The sequence below is a fragment of the Bacillus kalamii genome, from assembly GCF_047238185.1.
In the GTDB taxonomy this organism is placed as follows: Bacteria; Bacillota; Bacilli; order Bacillales; family DSM-1321; genus Bacillus_AD.
The window spans coordinates 1,568,698-1,585,371 of the sequence record NZ_JBDFMI010000001.1 but is presented as its reverse complement, the minus strand read 5'-3'; the positions used below and the strand labels follow the sequence as shown (position 1 = coordinate 1,585,371).

Sequence of the window (16,674 nt, the reverse complement as noted above, 5' to 3'; positions counted from 1 at the left end):
TTTTCCGGGAGGTACTTGAATGAAACATTTAGCACTTGCCGCCGCGTGCTTCAGCATACTCGCATTGGCAGCCTGCAATAACAATGGTGATGGCGAAAATAAGACCCCTTCGACAAATCCACCTACTGAGAACAATGCGCCAGATGGAACAAATGCTCAAAACCATTCTACAACTGCTGCATCACTTCCTTTTACGTCGTTTGATTTAGATGTGGATTATGATTACTTCCAATCGTTCGAGGTTGAATATGACAATGATGATGAAGGCTTAACGGCCATCGTGAAAGATGAATTGAACAACCGCACCATAAAAGGCGACGAAGCGCTTGGAGAGATGCAAAACAAATTCCTGGCCTATAAATTTGACCAAAATAGCCCTGATGAAGACGTCATTAAGGAAGTGCTCGCCTCCTATGATTTAAAAGATAATTTTAAAAAATTCGAGCTTGACATCACATTCAGCGATGGAACAGAAAAAGAGTATCATATTACCAAATAGTTTCAATTGGTTATTTATATCTACCCTTTTTGTTTTTGGTAAAACCTGTACATAGCAAGAAGGCCAGGCATTTTGCCTGGCCTTCTTGCTATGTTACTTATACTGCGGCATAGCCGCCTTCGATTGGCAATTCGATGCCAGTAACAAATTTTGATTCATCACTGGCCAGATATAGAACCCCATAAGCGATATCATCCGGTTTTCCAAGATAAGGCAGTGGCGTGTTCGATTTGAACCAGCTCATCATTTGCTCATTCGTGAACATATCCTTTGTCATAGGTGTTTCGATGTAGCCTGGATGGACGGAATTACATCTGATGTTATGCTTAGCATAATCGATTGCAACCGCTTTTGTGAGCAACCGCAACGCTCCTTTTGAAGCAGTATACGGACCTGCCCCGCTTCCTCCTGTTAAGCCGGCGATAGAAGAGATATTAACGATACTCCCTCCTCCATTTTCAATCATTAGAGGCAAAATATGCTTCATTCCAAGAAATGCGCCTGTCAAGTTAATATCCATTACTTTATGCCATTGTTCAGAGCTCGTATCTGTCAGAGATTTATTCAATGAAATACCTGCATTGTTGACGAGTATATCTATTTTCCCAAATGTTTGAATCGTTTCCTTGACAACATGCATCCAATTGTCTTCCGATGAAACATCATGATAAAAGCCAATTGCCTCTCCGCCAGCAGACTTGATTTCTTCCACCACTTCTTTTACCTTATCCTGCTGTACATCCGTAACGACTACTTTTGCGCCCTCTTTTGCAAATAAAATCGCCTCGGCTTTCCCTTGGCCGCCGCCTGCTCCTGTTATAATAGCTGTTTTATTGTCCAATCTGCCCATTATCAACCACTCCTAAAAGATTTTATGTATTACGATTGTTTATATACCACCTAATACCATAAAATAAACAAAAATCATTATATTATAATAAGAAAAAATTAATTAAAATGTCTGTTTTTCCTTTATTTAAAACAAATATCATATTAAAATTAATATCTAAACATAATATTATAAAATAGATTTTTACGATCTTGGAGGTATCTCATGGAATCGGTTTATCATGCAATCAATAAACAAGTGGCTAATTATACACTTTTATACACAAAGCTCCATAACTATCATTGGAATGTAAAGGGCGTTCATTTTTTTACTCTGCATGAACTATTTGAGAATTACTATAATGAAACAACAGATCAATTAGACGAAATGGCCGAAAGACTATTAAGCATCGGAGGCACTCCGATCGGCACCTTGAAGGAAACGCTTGAACTAGCGTCAATCCAAGAAGCCAGCGGCTCTGAAGACAGCAGTCAAATGGTGGAAACTCTCATCAGCGATTTTGGCGTTTTAGCTAAAGAAGCAGAAAAAATCATGGAAGTTGCCGATGAAGCAACTGGAGACTTGTTCCTTGGCATTAAACAGGGAATGGAAAAGCGGATCTGGATGCTGAACTCCTACCTGCAATAAATAAGAACACATAAAAAATAGCCATTCATTTCGAATGGCTATTTTTTATGATAAAATCCAATTATGAAGGGCAACGGACACCCCGTTTTGGTCATTGGCTGCTGTAACCCAATCAGCTTGTTCCTTCACTGCCTCTTGAGCATTCCCCATCGCTATGCCAAGACCCGCTTGTTTAATCATCGCTAGGTCATTCAGACTATCGCCCATTGCCATCACTTCATCCATTGATATATCCAATAATCCGCACACTTTTTGGATTGCTTTCGCTTTATCCACCCCGAACATATTCACTTCGAGATTGCTAGGGCTTGAATTGCTGACTTCGAAACCGCCTTTTTGATGAATTGCCTCCATAACAGATCTTTTAAGTTCCTCTTCGGCAAATTCAAAGCGGATTTTCATCCATTCAGTAGATGTTAAATCTTCAGGCATTTTATTGTCCCATATCCCATCATGGCCGACCGCCCAAAAGGGAATTTGATGCTTCTTTGCCAGATTCCACATCCAAGCCATTGATTCATGGGGCATGTGTACACGCTCAACCAGTTCCCCATTTCCATCCCAGATTTCACTGCCATTGACAGTTATTAAATAGGAAGATAAGTTCAATGATTTGGCGAAATCTATACAGCGCATATATGTTCTTCCTGTGCTAAAGACAACCGTTACCCCTCTTTCTTGGGCCAATTGTATTGCATTCGCATTTTCAGCTGAAATGACCCCTTCATTATTCAGTACGGTCCCATCCATGTCCAACGCTACCAGTTTAATGTCCTTATCCAATAAACATAATCCTCCTTGCTATATCCGTATACCGTTCATTATACCTTGCGGAGAACCTTTTATTGACTATACTGCTCATAAAGACTCTTTTCTAGCAGTCTTCAACTACAATGTAAGCCGCCTTAACCGGACCATGCACGCCGACAACTAAATTCATCTCAATATCCGCCGAGTTGCTCGGCCCTGTTATGAAATTGATGCATGCCGGGACCGTTTTCCCTTGTGCCGTATATGCTTTAATCCGTTTTGCCGCTTGCGTCATCCTTGGCACAAGCGTGCTTTTAGGAATAATAGCGATAAAAGTCGTCGGCAACAAAGAAATGGATCTGCCGATTTTAGGGGAAGAAAACAATACGACCGTCCCTGACTCAGCTAAAGTGATTTCGCTGAAATTTATGCCGATATTCGCTTTTTCCGCCAAAAGGATATTTTCCTCTCCCATTTCAGGATCCCATTTATAGACGGGTATACCTTCGGCAGGCAAACTTTGCAATAAGGGGTCACATCCATACTCCGTAAAGCGGTCATCATCGCCAATGATGATCGGTCCGCCTCCAAAAGTGGTTATTGCTTCCCTTAATTGTCCATCAAGGTCTTTTTTAGTTGTACTGTAGTAATCTGTATGGATTTTCGCGCAGTGTTCTTTGAACATATGCATCAACTGTTCAGTTGACCAGCCTTCATATAATGATGACTGTGGATTGTGTTTATACTCTGGCTTGTCAATCTTTTTTTTTCGCTCTCTTCCAAGATTGGCTGCAATTTTATCCAGAAAAGCATCTCGATTTTGAATAGTGCCTCCCATTATTCGCCATCCCCCTTCTCCCGGTTTTTGAACCAATCACGGAATCTCTCCTTATTCGGTGCGGGAAATTCCCTTATTTGGGTCCATGCCTTTAATGGGCCGGGCCCATTAGATATCTTGTCTTCTTTCGTGAACGGGCTCATTGCTGCCGGCGCAATTTTGCTGCCTAATTTATAGAGCATCGGAGAGGCTGCCCCCAGGCCAAACGCTTTCATCGCCAATTTTTCCGAAATTGGCGCTTTTCCTTCTTGCTCGACAATCACCCTGCGGTGTTCATGAAGAAGTTCATGCAAGGGTATTTTTACCGGACAAGCGTCTGTACAGGCACCGCAAAGAGTAGATGCATAAGGCAATTCCTTGTATTCCTCATAACCTCCCAGCAATGGGGATAAGACCGCGCCGATCGGGCCTGAATAAATGCTGCCGTATGAATGTCCGCCGATGTGGCGATAAACTGGGCAAACGTTGACACAGGCTGCACATCTAATACATTGAAGGACCGGTTGAAAAGCAGTACCAAGAATGTTGGAGCGGCCATTATCCACAATAACTAAATGAAACTCTTCCGCTCCATCCACTTCATCCATTAACTTTGGGCCAGTTATTGCAGTAATATAGCTGGTCAGGCGTTGTCCTACAGCACTTCTAGTCAACATGCTGACCAACACTTCCCATTCCTCATGTGAAGGTACAATCCGTTCCATTCCCATAACGGCTATTTGTGTCTTTGGCAATGAAGTGACCATTCGCCCGTTCCCTTCATTTGTTACTAGACTGATGGAACCTGTTTCCGCAATGGCAAAGTTACAGCCAGTAACGCCAATATCTGCCGCCAGGAACTCTTTTCGCAAAATCCCACGGACATGCGAGGTCAGTTCATCAGGGTTGGAAGATTTTGTGTATTCCAATCGTTTACGGAATACATCGGCAATTTGGTCTTTATTCTTATGTAATGCCGGGGCCACAATATGGGATGGCGGATCGTGGTCATCGATTTGCAGAATATATTCCCCTAGGTCACTTTCGACCACTTCACAACCGACTGACTCTAATATTTGATTCAAGTTGATTTCTTCCGTCACCATCGATTTAGATTTCACAATTTTTTTCGCATGTTTACGTATAGCGATTTCTTTAATATAATCGGATGCTTCTTCAGGTGTTTCTGCAAAAAACACATGGCCGCCAAGCGAAGAAACATTTTCGCTCAATTGAAATAAATAATAATCCAGGTTTTCCAATACATGCTGGCGAATTTCCTCCGCATGGGAACGCCACTCTTCCCAATTGCCTAATTCTTCAGCAGCTGTCAGCCGTCTTTCATGGAGGCTTTCTTGTGCAGAAGAAACAGCAGCTCTCATGAATTGATTTTCCAAGCCTTTGTCTACACGCTGGCCGAATGCCTCAGTCCCTATTTTCATAGCCATACATATTCACTCCCTCTTCCAAAAATAATATTAAGCGCTTTCAACTTCCTTAGCTTCGGGAATTCAATACTTCAGCAATATGCATAACCTTTATTTCCTTTCCTGTCCTTTCCATTCTCCCTCCGATATTCATAAGGCAGCCTGCATCTGCGCCTATTAAAATATCAGCCTCAGTTTCTTCTACATGGCACACTTTTTCATCTACCATCTGTTCAGAAATTTTACCCATTTTCACCGAAAAAGTACCGCCGAAACCACAACAATTTTGGACATTTTTCAAAGGGAGTACTTCTAGCCCTTTTACATGTTTCAGCAAAGTCATTGGTGCATCTTTAACACCGAGCAATCGTGTCATATGGCAAGAAGCATGGACTGTAGCTTTTCCTTTTAGCGATGCACCTACATCTTCCACTTTCAATACATCTACAATGAATTGTGTTAATTCATACGTCTTTCCTGCCAATTCTTCAGCTTTTGTGAGCCATTTTGGTTCATCTACAAATAGCTTGGGATATTCCTTGAACATAGTGGCGCATGAACCGGATGGTGTGACTACATATTCACTGTCCACGAAAGTATTGATCATTTTTTTCATAGCCTCTTTCGATTCCTTCACATAGCCGCTATTATAAGCAGGCTGGCCGCAGCATACCTGAGTTTCTGGAAATTCCACATCGCAGCCAAGGCGTTCCAATAATTCAACAGTTGCTTTTCCTGTAGAAGTGTTGAACATATCCACTAAACAAGTGGCAAAAAGTGTTACTTTCATCTTTTTCTCACTCCTTCATGAAACTTTAGATAACAGGTCATCTGATGACTTGAATAAATAAAGTAATATTCATCCATAAGAACCTTAATAAGGAACACTTATTGCATTAATTTAACATATCTTCGAGATTTTTACGAGCAAAATACATAAAAGGCGGAAATATTCCGCCTTTTCATTGTTCTGATAATCGATCGTTGTAATATAAAGACATGTTTTTTTCGACAACGGTTAAATGATTAAACATCATCGTTTCCGCCAATTTTTCATCTTTCGCAGTGATAGCCTCTGTAATGGCCGCATGGTCTTCATACAACGTTTCAATGGTTGTTTCATTTGAATAAAGCCAGATCTTCCGTGTTTCTTTCATATTGAGACTCATCATGTCCGAAACATTCTGCATCAATTGGTACATCATCGGATTTTGGGTGGCCTTAGATATGGCCAGATGGAATGCAATATCCGTTTCTTCCTCTCGCTTATCATTACCGAACGCATCCTTCATTTCCTCTAAAATAAGGCCCAACATTTCCAAGTCTTCCTCATTACGGTTTCGGGCAGCCAATCGCGCAGCACCCACTTCAACTGCCTTTCTTACTTCCAACAAATGGACAACATCTTCTTTATTCATTAAGACAGCAGATGAAAATGAGAAGTCGATTGTACTGGCATCAAACTGCTTGACATAGGTGCCTTCCCCCTGCTTCATCTCTACTAATCCCTTTGCCCGTAAGGCACTTAGTGCTTCTCGAATGGCGGATCTTCCGACGTGGAAGTTTTCGGCCAGCTGCTGGACAGAATCCAATTTATCCCCTGGCTTCAACTCGCCATCTCGAATCATCGAATGGATATTCTCCGCTACTTCTTCATATAGCTTTCTTGGTTTTATTACTTTATATTCAATCGCCATTATACGTAACCCCGCTTCATTCATACTGGAAATTTAATTTTACAATCATCCTTAAGGTTTTGTCATTTCAAACAGCTTTTTGGAATTGGATAAATATTAGTATATTTTTCTCTTTATTCAAAAAATGTAAAATTATGATTGCATTTCGATAAAACTGTAACATATAATGAGTTACAAATATAGTCATCTTGTCATATAGTCATCATATGACCTTACCACCATAGTTATGTAAGGGCTTACCAAAATATGCAAGCAGGCTTTAAAAGGGGGTTGCCAGTAAAGCTGCATATAAAGTAAATGGATCGGGATATCCATTGAACACACTGCATTTTGGATCGTTTCAATGTTAAACAAAGGGGATGTTGTTATTGACTTGGACACAAAATTTCACACCAGTGATGGATTCATTATATGGCTCAGCCATCGTTGCACTTATACCTATTCTCTTTTTCTTTTGGGCGCTTGCGATCAAAAGAATGAAAGGGCATACAGCCGGTCTGTTGACATTGCTCGTTGCCATTATCGTCGCTGTTGCCGCATGGAAAATGCCTGTCGGCAAAGCGGTGATGTCTGCTACACAGGGCGGTGTATATGGGATCGTTCCAATTGGGTGGATCATCATTACATCCGTTTTCCTCTATAAATTAACCGTTAAAACCGGACAATTTGATATCATCCGTTCATCTGTCCTTACTATTACAGAAGACCGGAGGCTTCAAGCACTTTTAGTCGCCTTCTCTTTCGGTGCCTTCCTGGAAGGAGCTGCAGGATTTGGTGCACCCGTCGCCATCTCGGCTGCTTTACTGGTTGGATTAGGGTTTAATCCGCTTTATGCAGCAGGGCTATGCCTTCTTGCCAATACAGCTCCGGTTGCATTTGGGGCTATCGGCATTCCGATTACAGCAATGGAGGGGCCGACAGGGATACCTGCTCTGGAAATATCCAAAATGGTCGGGCGCCAATTGCCATTCCTATCGGTCTTTATTCCGTTCTATCTAGTCATGATAATGGTGGGCTGGAAAAAAACAATGGAAGTGCTGCCTGCCATTCTTGTCTCTGGCATTTCATTTTCATTAACGCAGTATGTAACATCGAACTTCCTTGGGCCTGAGCTGCCGGATGTTTTATCGGCGCTCGTTTCTTTAGTAGCGCTAGCTGTCTTCCTGAAATTTTGGAAGCCAAAATCGATCTACCGCTTTAAGCATGAAAAAGAAGCAACTGCAGCTTCGGATGTGACCGAATCTTCTTATTCAGGGGGCAAAATATTCAAAGCATGGTCTCCTTTCCTTGTTCTTACCATCATGATTTCAATATGGGGGATACCTACAATCAAGCAGGCTTTAGCCGGCCACTATGAAGGCAGCAACATCATCTTACATACAATCAACAAGATTGGGCACGCCCTTACATTCATGCCGGAGGTGCCATTCTTGAATAACTTGATATTGAATGCGATTGGCGAGCCGATTGCCGCCTTATATAAGCTAGAACTTTTAGCCGCTGCAGGAACAGCGATCCTTATTTCAGCCATCATCACAAAATTCATAGTCAAAATCTCTTTCAAAGACTGGATAAAGACATTCTTCGAAACTTTGAATGAATTGAAATTCCCTATTTTGACCATTACATCTGTTGTCGCATTTGCCTATGTTCTTAATGCCGCAGGGATGACGACAACACTCGGGATGACTTTGGCAAAAACAGGGATGCTTTTCCCATTCTTTTCGCCTTTCCTTGGATGGCTTGGCGTTTTCATTACAGGTTCGGACACATCGGCGAATGTTTTGTTCGCCACCTTGCAGCAAGTTACAGCAAATGGGATAGGCATGGAGCCAATATTGGCATTGGCCGCAAATTCATCCGGTGGAGTTACCGGCAAAATGATTTCGCCGCAGTCGATCGCGGTTGCATGCGCCGCAGTAGGGCTTGCAGGCAAAGAGTCCGAGCTTCTGCGTTTCACATTAAAACACAGTATATTCCTGCTCATATTAGTCGGGATCATTACGTTCCTGCAGAGCAACGTGTTATCATGGATGGTCCCATAAATATAGAAAAAAAGCGAAGGCGTATAAGCCTTCGCTTCCTTTTTATGCTCTTCTTTCCATTAAACAGCCGGCTGTTCTTGGATATCCATTGCTGGGCCGAAGAATTCGAAATGGATTTGCTCTTCCTGTACACCTTTTTTCAACAGGGCTGCCACTGCAAATTGCATGAACCCTACAGGGCCGCATACATAAAAACGATGGCCAGTCGGCAATTTTGATAAAACATCTTCTGTCATTCTTCCATTTATATGATGTGATTCGCCATTATCCACTAGTTCTTCACCGTCATGATAGAACGTATAGGATAGATTAGGAAGTTCTTTAGCCAATTGTTCAATTTCATCGGCAAATGCCTGAACCTTTTTATTCTTGCTGGCATGAAGCAATATGATTTCATCAGTAAACTGATCTTTATTCAGCGAATTGAGCATGCTCATGAAAGGAGTGATGCCAACTCCGGCAGAGATAAAGGAAATAGGCCCTTGATGGCCGGCTTCTAGCGTGAAATCGCCAGCAGGTGCAGTCAGTTGGATTTTGTCTCCTTCATTCATTGAATCATGCAGATAATTGGAAACCTTCCCTTCAGGATTTCCTTCTGTTTTTTCTTTTTTGACTGAAATGCGGAAATAATCCTCTCCCGGTGCATTTGTTAAACTGTATTGGCGGTTCATGCTGTATGTCTCACCAGGAATATGCAAAGTCACTGTAATATATTGTCCCGGAATGAATGTAGGCAGGGCAGAACGGTCCGCTGGCTTTAAATAGAAGGAAGTGATTAGCTCGCTTTCTTCTTCTTTTTTGCTTATGACGAAATCTTTATGGCCTTTCCATCCGCCGGGCTGGCCGGCAGCGTCTTCGTACATTTCCTTTTCGACAGTGATGAAGACATCTGCAATTGCACCATAAGCTTCTCCCCATGCATGTAGAATTTCATCGGTTGCTGCATCGCCTAAAACCTCTTTGATCGCTCCCAGCAGGTGCTCGCCGACAATCGGGTAATGCTCAGGTGCAACCAGTAGGCTGCGGTGTTTATGCGCAATTTGTTTAACAGCAGGAAGCAATACGTCCAATTGATCGATATAATGGGCAGCTGCAGTGACCGTATTGGCCAAAGCAGTCTGTTGTCTTCCCTTTTCCTGGTTTGCATGATTGAAAATATTCAATAATTCTGGATGTGAAACAAATAAATTTCTGTAGAAAGCTGTAGTAATGTCCTTCCCTTTTACCTCAAGGACAGGAGCAGTTGATTTTACAATGTCAATTGTTTGTTGTGATAACATGTTAAGATCCCCTTTGTTTTAAAGAAGTATATTAAATACATCTTTTATTATAACCATCTCTTTCCTAAAAGCAATATTTTAAATACATCTTTTGTTCCAAATCTGTGAAATTTGACGATCCTGTGATAATATGGAGACAGAAATAATAGCGGCGAGGAGATACGGATGAGACTTACAAACTTTAGTGACTATTCCATTAGAGTATTACTCTACTTGACAATACATGATGGACAAGTCGTCCAAATACAAGAAATTGCTGATGCTTATGGGATTAGTAAAAACCATCTAATGAAAATCACCCATCAACTCGGAAAAATGGGCTATATAGAAACCCTTAGAGGCAGAAACGGCGGTATGAAGCTTGCCAAACAGCCTAAAGATATCAATATTGGGGAACTTGTGAGAAAAACCGAAGAGGATTTTTATATCGTTGAATGCTTTTCCGGGGGGCATGATAGCTGTCCCATCACCCCTGTCTGTTCATTGAAGGGTGTATTGAATCAAGCTCTCAAATCGTTCTTTCAGGTGTTGGATGCTTATTCATTAGAGGATATCACCAAAAATAAAGGGCAATTACTGCAATATATGCAACGGACTGGAGAAATACCAGGCACAGAAAAAGGATGAAGCCCGTCCAAAGGCTTCATCCTTTCATTTGTCTATTTATTATGCATAAGTATGCATTTCCACCTCTTGTACCCAGTTGAACGGATCTTCAATATCTCCGTTTTGGATGCCGGTCAATGTATCATACAAACGCAATGATAATTCTCCCGTTTTATTCTCGTTGATGACAATTTCTCTATCTCCCCATGACAATTCCCCAACAGGAGAAATGACTGCAGCAGTTCCGGTGCCAAATACTTCTTCCAACTTCCCGTTTTCATGGGCTTCGAATATTTCTTCGATGCTAACCCGGCGCTCCGATACAGGGATATTCCAATGCTTCAGTAATTCAATAATGGAATTTCTAGTAACACCAGGAAGAATGCTGCCATTCAGCATCGGGGTTACGACCTCACCATTAATCTTAAAGAAAATATTCATGGCGCCGACTTCTTCGACGTATTTTTTCTCCAATGCATCTAACCAAAGCACTTGGGAAGAACCATTTTTGGCTGCAACTTCTTGGGCTTTTAGGCTCGCAGAATAATTGCCTCCAGTTTTAGCTGTGCCGGTGCCGCCTTTTACAGAACGCACATATTCATTCTCTACGGTGATTTTAACCGGATTGATTCCGCCTTTGTAATAGGCCCCTACCGGAGAAAGGATAATCATAAACTTATAGCGGTCAGAAGCTGACACACCGAGGAATGGTTCAGTCGCAATGATGAATGGACGGATATACAGTGAAGTGCCCGAGGAATGGGGAACCCAGTCTTTTTCGATTTCAATCAACCTTTTAAGTCCTTCAAGTGCCAGCTCTTCATCGAATTGAGGAATGCACATCCGGTCGTTTGATTGGTTCAAACGCTCAAAGTTTTTTTCAGGTCTGAACAAAACAATTCTTCCGTCCTTCGTACGGTAAGCCTTTAGGCCTTCAAAAACCGTTTGTCCATAATGGAACACCATGCAAGCCGGATCGAGGGTGATCGGTTGATAAGGAATGATTTGTGGATCGTGCCATCCTATTCCCTCTGTATAATCCATTACAAACATATGGTCAGTAAAAACCTTTCCGAATTGCAATGTATCATCCTGGGGTTTTTCTTTTCGTTCATTGCTAAGCAAAACTTCGATAGTATTCTTACTCATATTTATGTCTCCTTTGCTTATTGACTGTAAAGTGCTAAATTATCAGAAAAATATGATAAATTTAATTTTACTCCTACGTAGAGCATGTATCAAGGGGAAAAACAAAAAAAGTAGAAATTCCTCTTAAAAAGAACAGTAGTATGTATATAGGAGAAAAAACACTCAACTATTCATTATATTATACCAACATAACGAATGAATGTGTATCACTTATGCAAAATTATCTATAAACCGTTTTAGGCCATTATTTTAAAAAGCAACCCGCTTAAGCCATCAACAGTATGTATACCGCAAAAAGAAAAAGCCGATTATTCAACTTGATTCACATCACGGCTTTATTCATGTCATTATGATATCACAAAGTTTCTTTCCTCCCACTGCATTCATAGGATGCTCTATATTCATGAGGGGAGCACACCATTTATTTTACCCAATTATAAAACTTCATGAACGGATTAATAATCCCATCATTTGTTTTTAAACGGAAACTATTGAAATCAGGAACCCACACAATCTGCATATCTTCTTCCAGGTATGTCAATTGGTCCTTGTCCACTAATAAAGGCCCAACTGATGTTTCAATCTGGATTTCATTTCCCTCCGGATCTGCAATGAACCAAAGAGTGGTCACTCCATCACTGCATCCGCAGTCCTCATTATCATAGATGAGTTTAAGGTAACCCTGTTTGCCATCCGTCATTTTTGTTATCTGTTCTTCCGCTTCTTGGTCCCACATAATTTTCACAATGCCACCCCCTTCTCAACTATATGTTGATTGTAGCACGATACGCTTTCCTAAGGAAAAAGTTTGCATAGCCCCTTGGACCTCCGCTTTCACTTGCTTGTGAAAAAGAAAAAAACAGGTGTTTTCACACCTGCTTTCATTATTTTGCCGATAAAATATCTGTGAGAATAGGAACAATTTGTTTCTTGCGTGAAACAACGCCTTTCAATACAGCCACACCATTTTCTAATCTTACGTTATATGCCTCTTCAACTGCTACAGCCTCTCGTCCAAGAGCGAGTACAGTGCTGTCGCTATTCAGAATATCGGTTACAGCCAATAAGAACAGATCCAGTCCTTTCTCTTCAATGACTGGGAAAATCGCTTGCTCTAGCTCTCCTTGGCGTGACATTACCTCATTCACATCAATTGCATTCACTTGGGCAACTTCTACCTTATAATTTCCCATTGGGAATTCTTTTGCGTCAATGCTGATCAACTGTTGGCATGTTTTATCCGAAAGGTCGGCACCTGCTTTAAGCATTTCCAATCCATATTGTGCGGAATCTACACCAGCAATCGCCTCAAGTTCTTTTGCAGCCGCAATGTCTTCTTCTGTACATGTAGGAGACTTAAATAATAATGAATCCGAAATAATAGCTGAAAGCATTAGCCCTGCATTTTGTTGCGATACTTTTACACCTTTCTCTTTAAATATCTTTAAAAGGATAGTAGCTGTACATCCAACCGGTTCAGCACGGTAATATAAAGGATCACTTGTTTCAAAATTAGCAATACGGTGATGGTCGATTACTTCCTTGACTGAAACTTGATCGATATCTTCCACGCTTTGCTGGCGTTCATTATGGTCGACTAAAATAACTGACTTTACTTCGTCGGACGCTTTTTCAATCAATTTCGGCGCTGCAACCTTAAAGTGGTCTAAAGCATATTGGGTTTCCGCGTTCACTTCACCAAGACGGACAGCTTCCGCATCCATTCCCAATTGTTTTTTTAAATCCGCATAAACGATACTTGAGCATATTGTATCAGTATCCGGGTTCTTATGCCCAAAAACGAAAACTTTTTCCATTGTAACAATCTCTCCTTAAAACTCACGATAATGATGAACAGTTCATCAACATTGTCATTCTACCATATTTAGTGGTTCACCTAAAATAAAATAAACATGAAAACCGTGTTTATATCCCTTTAGACATATAACTGAATAATAGGCCGATAATAAATAACGCAACAGGTACTCCCCATGCCACTTTTTTCGAAAAACCTGCAGTGACCTGCAATCCGATCGCCGTCAGTGCCAACCCCCAGATCGAAAACAATTCTACAGAATTCAGGAAGTCGCCATTTCCCCCTAAATAATAAGAAATGCTTGTTACCCAACCAGTACCGCTCAAATGGAACACAGACAGGATTAGGCCGTTAATTAATGCACCTAATGCACTGATTAATGAAATATGTACACACATAGAAAAGAGCTGCTTAAATGTCACACTTGCTCCGATGATCTTCGAAACAATCATATACACAATTGAATTAATAAGCGAACCTAGTGCTGGAGAAAGGAATCCTCCAATTATGCCAACAACAGTGGTGACACCTGCAATTGCACTTTTTTCGGCGGCGGATAATTTCATTCCGCCTTGTTCTGATATCATGGACAAGATCCCATCTTGGTCAATTGTAAGCATGGCTCCAACCGCACTGATCAATGAAATAATCAAAAGAGGAACCCATATTTTAGGATTAGAACGGACACGTCCGAATAATTCTTTCGGTTTATTAATAATAGAGAACATATTCGGTTTAGGTCCATTTTTTATTTCTTGCGGCGCTTCCACAGGGCTCATTTTCATCCAACCACTCCTTCATTCTATCTATTCAGAATTATCAACATGGATGCCCTCCTAAAAAAGATGGAAATCCATATATAAAACTATATATGAATTCCATCTCAATGAATAGGTTAATTTAGTTTTTCCACCACTTGAATAGTGAAAACCCTTCTTTTTTCTCCATTTTTTTATCCTGGGAGTCCAATTGGAACGGTTTTCCCTTTACTAAATAAATATCCTCTTGATCGACTGCATGATGGTAAGCTAACACCAAGCCGATTTCAGTTATATGCTCTTGGTTGTTGACAATTGTGAACGTTACCTGATTAGCTTGGGCGATTTTGATGTATTTTGAAAGGTCCTCATAAGATACCTCGCCGTTAAGGTATAACGTTGCTCCTTTATGGTCCTTGATAGCGGCGGCAGCCTGTTCATAAACCTGTTTTTCCCGAACTTGGTCCAATGTCATTGCCAAGACAATACGCTCACGCAATGTGCCAAGAAATTTCCTCCTTTCTTCTGGATTGATTTCCTTTACACCGTGTATACCTTGGTCCAGATAATCATCTACACTTTTTTTTGCCATCAGGATTCCTCCTCTTCGTGGGACGTTATATCAGTTTTATAATATGTCAATTGCTTTTACGGGTTCATATTATACTGTTGATAGCTTACCCATTTCCTTTATTTCTCAACACCGATTATTATATGGAAGGAAAAAGGCCGCAAGTGTTTTTTATTGGAAATAACAGAAACTTTCTGCGATTTGTAAGGGAATCGAGAGTGATTGGCTTGTTTAAACACAAAAAAAAGACGGGACAATAGCCCCGCCTTAGGATTCTTGCTTTTTCGCTAAACATCTGTCACATTCCATCAAGTAGCATTCCTGGCTCATATGGATGATTGCACCGCATTCCGGGCACTTTTTTTCTGTGGAAATTTTAAAATAGGTTGATTCGATTCTGTTTTTCATCCTTTTTCCTCCTTTTTATTTTCGCGCTCTTTGATATTCAAAGAGCGCGCCTTTTCCAGCTATATGATTATTACTTTGCTCCTTGGAACTGCTCCGTTTCTGTAGATCCCTTCAATGCGGTTGTAGAGGACGTGCCCCCTGAAACAACTGTAGCTACTTCATCAAAATATCCTGTTCCAACCTCTCGTTGATGGCGTGTGGCAGAGTAGCCGAATGTTTCGCTTGCGAATTCAGCTTGCTGCAATTCCGAGTAGGCAGCCATCCCTCTGTCTTTATATTGTCTTGCCAACTCAAACATGCCATGATTTAACGAATGGAAGCCTGCCAATGTGACAAATTGGAATTTGTATCCCATTTCTCCTAGTTCCTTTTGGAAATTGGCTATCGTTTCATCATCTAATTTGGCTTTCCAGTTGAAAGATGGAGAACAATTGTAGGCCAAGAGTTTGCCAGGGAATTGGGCATGGATGGCTTCGGCGAATTGTCTTGCCTCATCAATATTCGGTTCAGACGTCTCACACCAGATAAGATCCGCATAAGGGGCATAAGCAAGGCCGCGGGCGATAGCCTGGTCTATTCCGGCTTTTGTACGGAAAAATCCTTCTGATGTCCTTTCACCTGTGATGAATGCGGCATCATAGGCATCTACATCGCTAGTAATTAAATCAGCCGCATTTGCATCGGTACGGGCAATCAACACGGTTGGCACCCCCATAACATCAGCAGCAAACCTGGCTGCTATTAAGTTTTTCACAGCTGTTTGAGTAGGCAGCAATACTTTGCCTCCCAAATGCCCGCATTTTTTTTCAGATGAGAGCTGATCTTCAAAATGAACGCCTGAAGCACCTGCTTCAATCATGCTCTTCATTAATTCAAACACATTCAATTGTCCGCCAAACCCTGCTTCTGCATCCGCCACAATAGGTGCAAACCAATCTATCTCATCATTTCCTTCCATAAAATGAATCTGGTCAGCACGCTGAAGCGCCTGATTGATTCTTTTTACCACTTGAGGAACACTGTTGGCAGGATACAGGCTTTGGTCAGGATACATATTGCCGGATAAATTCGCATCTGCAGCTACTTGCCATCCGCTCAAATAAATCGCCTTCAAACCAGCCTTTACTTGTTGCATAGCTTGATTGCCTGTTAAAGCGCCGAGGGCGTTGACATAGTCTTCCGAGTTAACCAGCTTCCACAGTTTTTCTGCCCCTTTATGTGCAAGTGTGTATTCAATGTCAAGTGAGCCTCTTAATTTTATGACTTCTTCAGCCGTGTATGGGCGTGTGATTCCACCCCAACGGTTTTCATTTTGCCATTGTTCCTTTAACTCTCTGATTCTATCTTCTCTCATTTTCGTTTCCTCCTAAAATG

18 protein-coding genes are annotated in these 16,674 nt (G+C 41.3%); 4 read left to right on the top strand and 14 right to left on the bottom strand.

Features of this window, described 5'->3' with window-relative positions:
• Positions 1–19 precede the first annotated feature (19 nt).
• Complete coding sequence (locus ABC357_RS07970; RefSeq protein WP_412886986.1) at positions 20–499, top strand: YusW family protein; 480 nt, start codon at positions 20–22, stop codon at positions 497–499.
• 97 nt (positions 500–596) lie between these two features.
• Here the strand turns inward: ABC357_RS07970 and ABC357_RS07965 are convergent, their stop codons facing one another.
• The gene (locus ABC357_RS07965; protein ID WP_412886985.1) at positions 597–1,349 is read right to left on the bottom strand and encodes an SDR family NAD(P)-dependent oxidoreductase; all 753 of its coding nucleotides are present in this window, start codon (positions 1,347–1,349) and stop codon (positions 597–599) included.
• A 204-nt stretch (positions 1,350–1,553) separates the two neighbouring features.
• Between ABC357_RS07965 and ABC357_RS07960 the strand changes: the two genes are divergently transcribed.
• Complete coding sequence (locus ABC357_RS07960) at positions 1,554–1,976, top strand: Dps family protein (RefSeq protein WP_412886984.1); 423 nt, start codon at positions 1,554–1,556, stop codon at positions 1,974–1,976.
• Between the two features lie 45 nt (positions 1,977–2,021).
• Here the strand turns inward: ABC357_RS07960 and ABC357_RS07955 are convergent, their stop codons facing one another.
• The 5 genes from ABC357_RS07955 to ABC357_RS07935 form a co-directional block, all read right to left on the bottom strand.
• A complete protein-coding gene (locus ABC357_RS07955; protein ID WP_412886983.1) occupies positions 2,022–2,759 on the bottom strand; it encodes a Cof-type HAD-IIB family hydrolase in 738 nt (245 codons plus the stop codon).
• A gap of 91 nt (positions 2,760–2,850) precedes the next feature.
• A complete protein-coding gene (locus ABC357_RS07950; protein ID WP_412886982.1) occupies positions 2,851–3,564 on the bottom strand; it encodes a LutC/YkgG family protein in 714 nt (237 codons plus the stop codon).
• Positions 3,564–4,991 carry a LutB/LldF family L-lactate oxidation iron-sulfur protein gene (locus ABC357_RS07945; RefSeq protein ID WP_412886981.1) on the bottom strand — a complete coding sequence of 476 codons (1,428 nt, stop codon included), beginning with the start codon at positions 4,989–4,991 and terminating at the stop codon, positions 3,564–3,566. Before ABC357_RS07945 ends, ABC357_RS07950 begins: the two co-directional genes overlap by 1 nt.
• A 49-nt stretch (positions 4,992–5,040) precedes the next feature.
• Positions 5,041–5,760 (bottom strand): (Fe-S)-binding protein, encoded by a 720-nt coding sequence (locus ABC357_RS07940; RefSeq protein WP_412886980.1) that lies wholly within the window; start codon positions 5,758–5,760, stop codon positions 5,041–5,043.
• Positions 5,761–5,932: 172 nt separating this feature from the next.
• Positions 5,933–6,661 carry a FadR/GntR family transcriptional regulator gene (locus tag ABC357_RS07935; RefSeq protein WP_412888613.1) on the bottom strand — a complete coding sequence of 243 codons (729 nt, stop codon included), beginning with the start codon at positions 6,659–6,661 and terminating at the stop codon, positions 5,933–5,935.
• A gap of 374 nt (positions 6,662–7,035) precedes the next feature.
• Between ABC357_RS07935 and ABC357_RS07930 the strand changes: the two genes are divergently transcribed.
• On the top strand, positions 7,036–8,712 hold the full coding sequence (locus tag ABC357_RS07930) for an L-lactate permease (protein WP_412886979.1): 1,677 nt from the start codon (positions 7,036–7,038) through the stop codon (positions 8,710–8,712).
• Positions 8,713–8,771: 59 nt separating this feature from the next.
• Here the strand turns inward: ABC357_RS07930 and hmpA are convergent, their stop codons facing one another.
• The gene (gene hmpA / locus ABC357_RS07925) at positions 8,772–9,992 is read right to left on the bottom strand and encodes an NO-inducible flavohemoprotein (RefSeq protein WP_412886978.1); all 1,221 of its coding nucleotides are present in this window, start codon (positions 9,990–9,992) and stop codon (positions 8,772–8,774) included.
• A gap of 165 nt (positions 9,993–10,157) precedes the next feature.
• Between hmpA and ABC357_RS07920 the strand changes: the two genes are divergently transcribed.
• Entirely contained in the window at positions 10,158–10,619 is a 462-nt protein-coding gene (locus tag ABC357_RS07920; protein WP_412886977.1) for an RrF2 family transcriptional regulator, read from the top strand.
• 39 nt (positions 10,620–10,658) lie between these two features.
• Here ABC357_RS07920 and ABC357_RS07915 read toward each other — a convergent pair whose 3' ends face one another.
• The 7 genes from ABC357_RS07915 to aceA form a co-directional block, all read right to left on the bottom strand.
• Complete coding sequence (locus ABC357_RS07915) at positions 10,659–11,747, bottom strand: branched-chain amino acid aminotransferase (RefSeq protein WP_412886976.1); 1,089 nt, start codon at positions 11,745–11,747, stop codon at positions 10,659–10,661.
• Positions 11,748–12,168: 421 nt separating this feature from the next.
• Positions 12,169–12,483 carry an iron-sulfur cluster biosynthesis family protein gene (locus ABC357_RS07910; protein WP_412888612.1) on the bottom strand — a complete coding sequence of 105 codons (315 nt, stop codon included), beginning with the start codon at positions 12,481–12,483 and terminating at the stop codon, positions 12,169–12,171.
• A gap of 148 nt (positions 12,484–12,631) precedes the next feature.
• Positions 12,632–13,564, bottom strand: coding sequence for a manganese-dependent inorganic pyrophosphatase (locus tag ABC357_RS07905; RefSeq protein WP_412886975.1), 933 nt, complete (start codon positions 13,562–13,564; stop codon positions 12,632–12,634).
• A 109-nt stretch (positions 13,565–13,673) separates the two neighbouring features.
• Entirely contained in the window at positions 13,674–14,348 is a 675-nt protein-coding gene (gene yknW, locus ABC357_RS07900; RefSeq protein ID WP_412886974.1) for a YknW family membrane protein, read from the bottom strand.
• 115 nt (positions 14,349–14,463) lie between these two features.
• Positions 14,464–14,913 carry a YueI family protein gene (locus tag ABC357_RS07895; RefSeq protein ID WP_412886973.1) on the bottom strand — a complete coding sequence of 150 codons (450 nt, stop codon included), beginning with the start codon at positions 14,911–14,913 and terminating at the stop codon, positions 14,464–14,466.
• 246 nt (positions 14,914–15,159) lie between these two features.
• A complete protein-coding gene (gene yhfH / locus ABC357_RS07890) occupies positions 15,160–15,300 on the bottom strand; it encodes a protein YhfH (protein ID WP_412886972.1) in 141 nt (46 codons plus the stop codon).
• A 70-nt stretch (positions 15,301–15,370) separates the two neighbouring features.
• Entirely contained in the window at positions 15,371–16,654 is a 1,284-nt protein-coding gene (aceA, locus tag ABC357_RS07885) for an isocitrate lyase (protein WP_412886971.1), read from the bottom strand.
• Between the last annotated feature and the right edge of the window lie 20 nt (positions 16,655–16,674).

What these genes read in the sequence shown, in the direction of transcription:
- ABC357_RS07945 (WP_412886981.1), bottom strand. Translation starts at nt 4,991, where the DNA reads ATGGCTATGAAAATAGGGACTGAGGCATTCGGCCAGCGTGTAGACAAA.
- ABC357_RS07920 (WP_412886977.1), top strand. Translation starts at nt 10,158, where the DNA reads ATGAGACTTACAAACTTTAGTGACTATTCCATTAGAGTATTACTCTAC.
- ABC357_RS07915 (WP_412886976.1), bottom strand. Translation starts at nt 11,747, where the DNA reads ATGAGTAAGAATACTATCGAAGTTTTGCTTAGCAATGAACGAAAAGAA.
- ABC357_RS07965 (WP_412886985.1), bottom strand. Translation starts at nt 1,349, where the DNA reads ATGGGCAGATTGGACAATAAAACAGCTATTATAACAGGAGCAGGCGGC.
- ABC357_RS07910 (WP_412888612.1), bottom strand. Translation starts at nt 12,483, where the DNA reads ATGTGGGACCAAGAAGCGGAAGAACAGATAACAAAAATGACGGATGGC.
- yhfH (WP_412886972.1), bottom strand. Translation starts at nt 15,300, where the DNA reads ATGAAAAACAGAATCGAATCAACCTATTTTAAAATTTCCACAGAAAAA.
- ABC357_RS07940 (WP_412886980.1), bottom strand. Translation starts at nt 5,760, where the DNA reads ATGAAAGTAACACTTTTTGCCACTTGTTTAGTGGATATGTTCAACACT.
- ABC357_RS07970 (WP_412886986.1), top strand. Translation starts at nt 20, where the DNA reads ATGAAACATTTAGCACTTGCCGCCGCGTGCTTCAGCATACTCGCATTG.
- yknW (WP_412886974.1), bottom strand. Translation starts at nt 14,348, where the DNA reads ATGAAAATGAGCCCTGTGGAAGCGCCGCAAGAAATAAAAAATGGACCT.
- aceA (WP_412886971.1), bottom strand. Translation starts at nt 16,654, where the DNA reads ATGAGAGAAGATAGAATCAGAGAGTTAAAGGAACAATGGCAAAATGAA.
- ABC357_RS07950 (WP_412886982.1), bottom strand. Translation starts at nt 3,564, where the DNA reads ATGGGAGGCACTATTCAAAATCGAGATGCTTTTCTGGATAAAATTGCA.
- hmpA (WP_412886978.1), bottom strand. Translation starts at nt 9,992, where the DNA reads ATGTTATCACAACAAACAATTGACATTGTAAAATCAACTGCTCCTGTC.
- ABC357_RS07905 (WP_412886975.1), bottom strand. Translation starts at nt 13,564, where the DNA reads ATGGAAAAAGTTTTCGTTTTTGGGCATAAGAACCCGGATACTGATACA.
- ABC357_RS07895 (WP_412886973.1), bottom strand. Translation starts at nt 14,913, where the DNA reads ATGGCAAAAAAAAGTGTAGATGATTATCTGGACCAAGGTATACACGGT.
- ABC357_RS07960 (WP_412886984.1), top strand. Translation starts at nt 1,554, where the DNA reads ATGGAATCGGTTTATCATGCAATCAATAAACAAGTGGCTAATTATACA.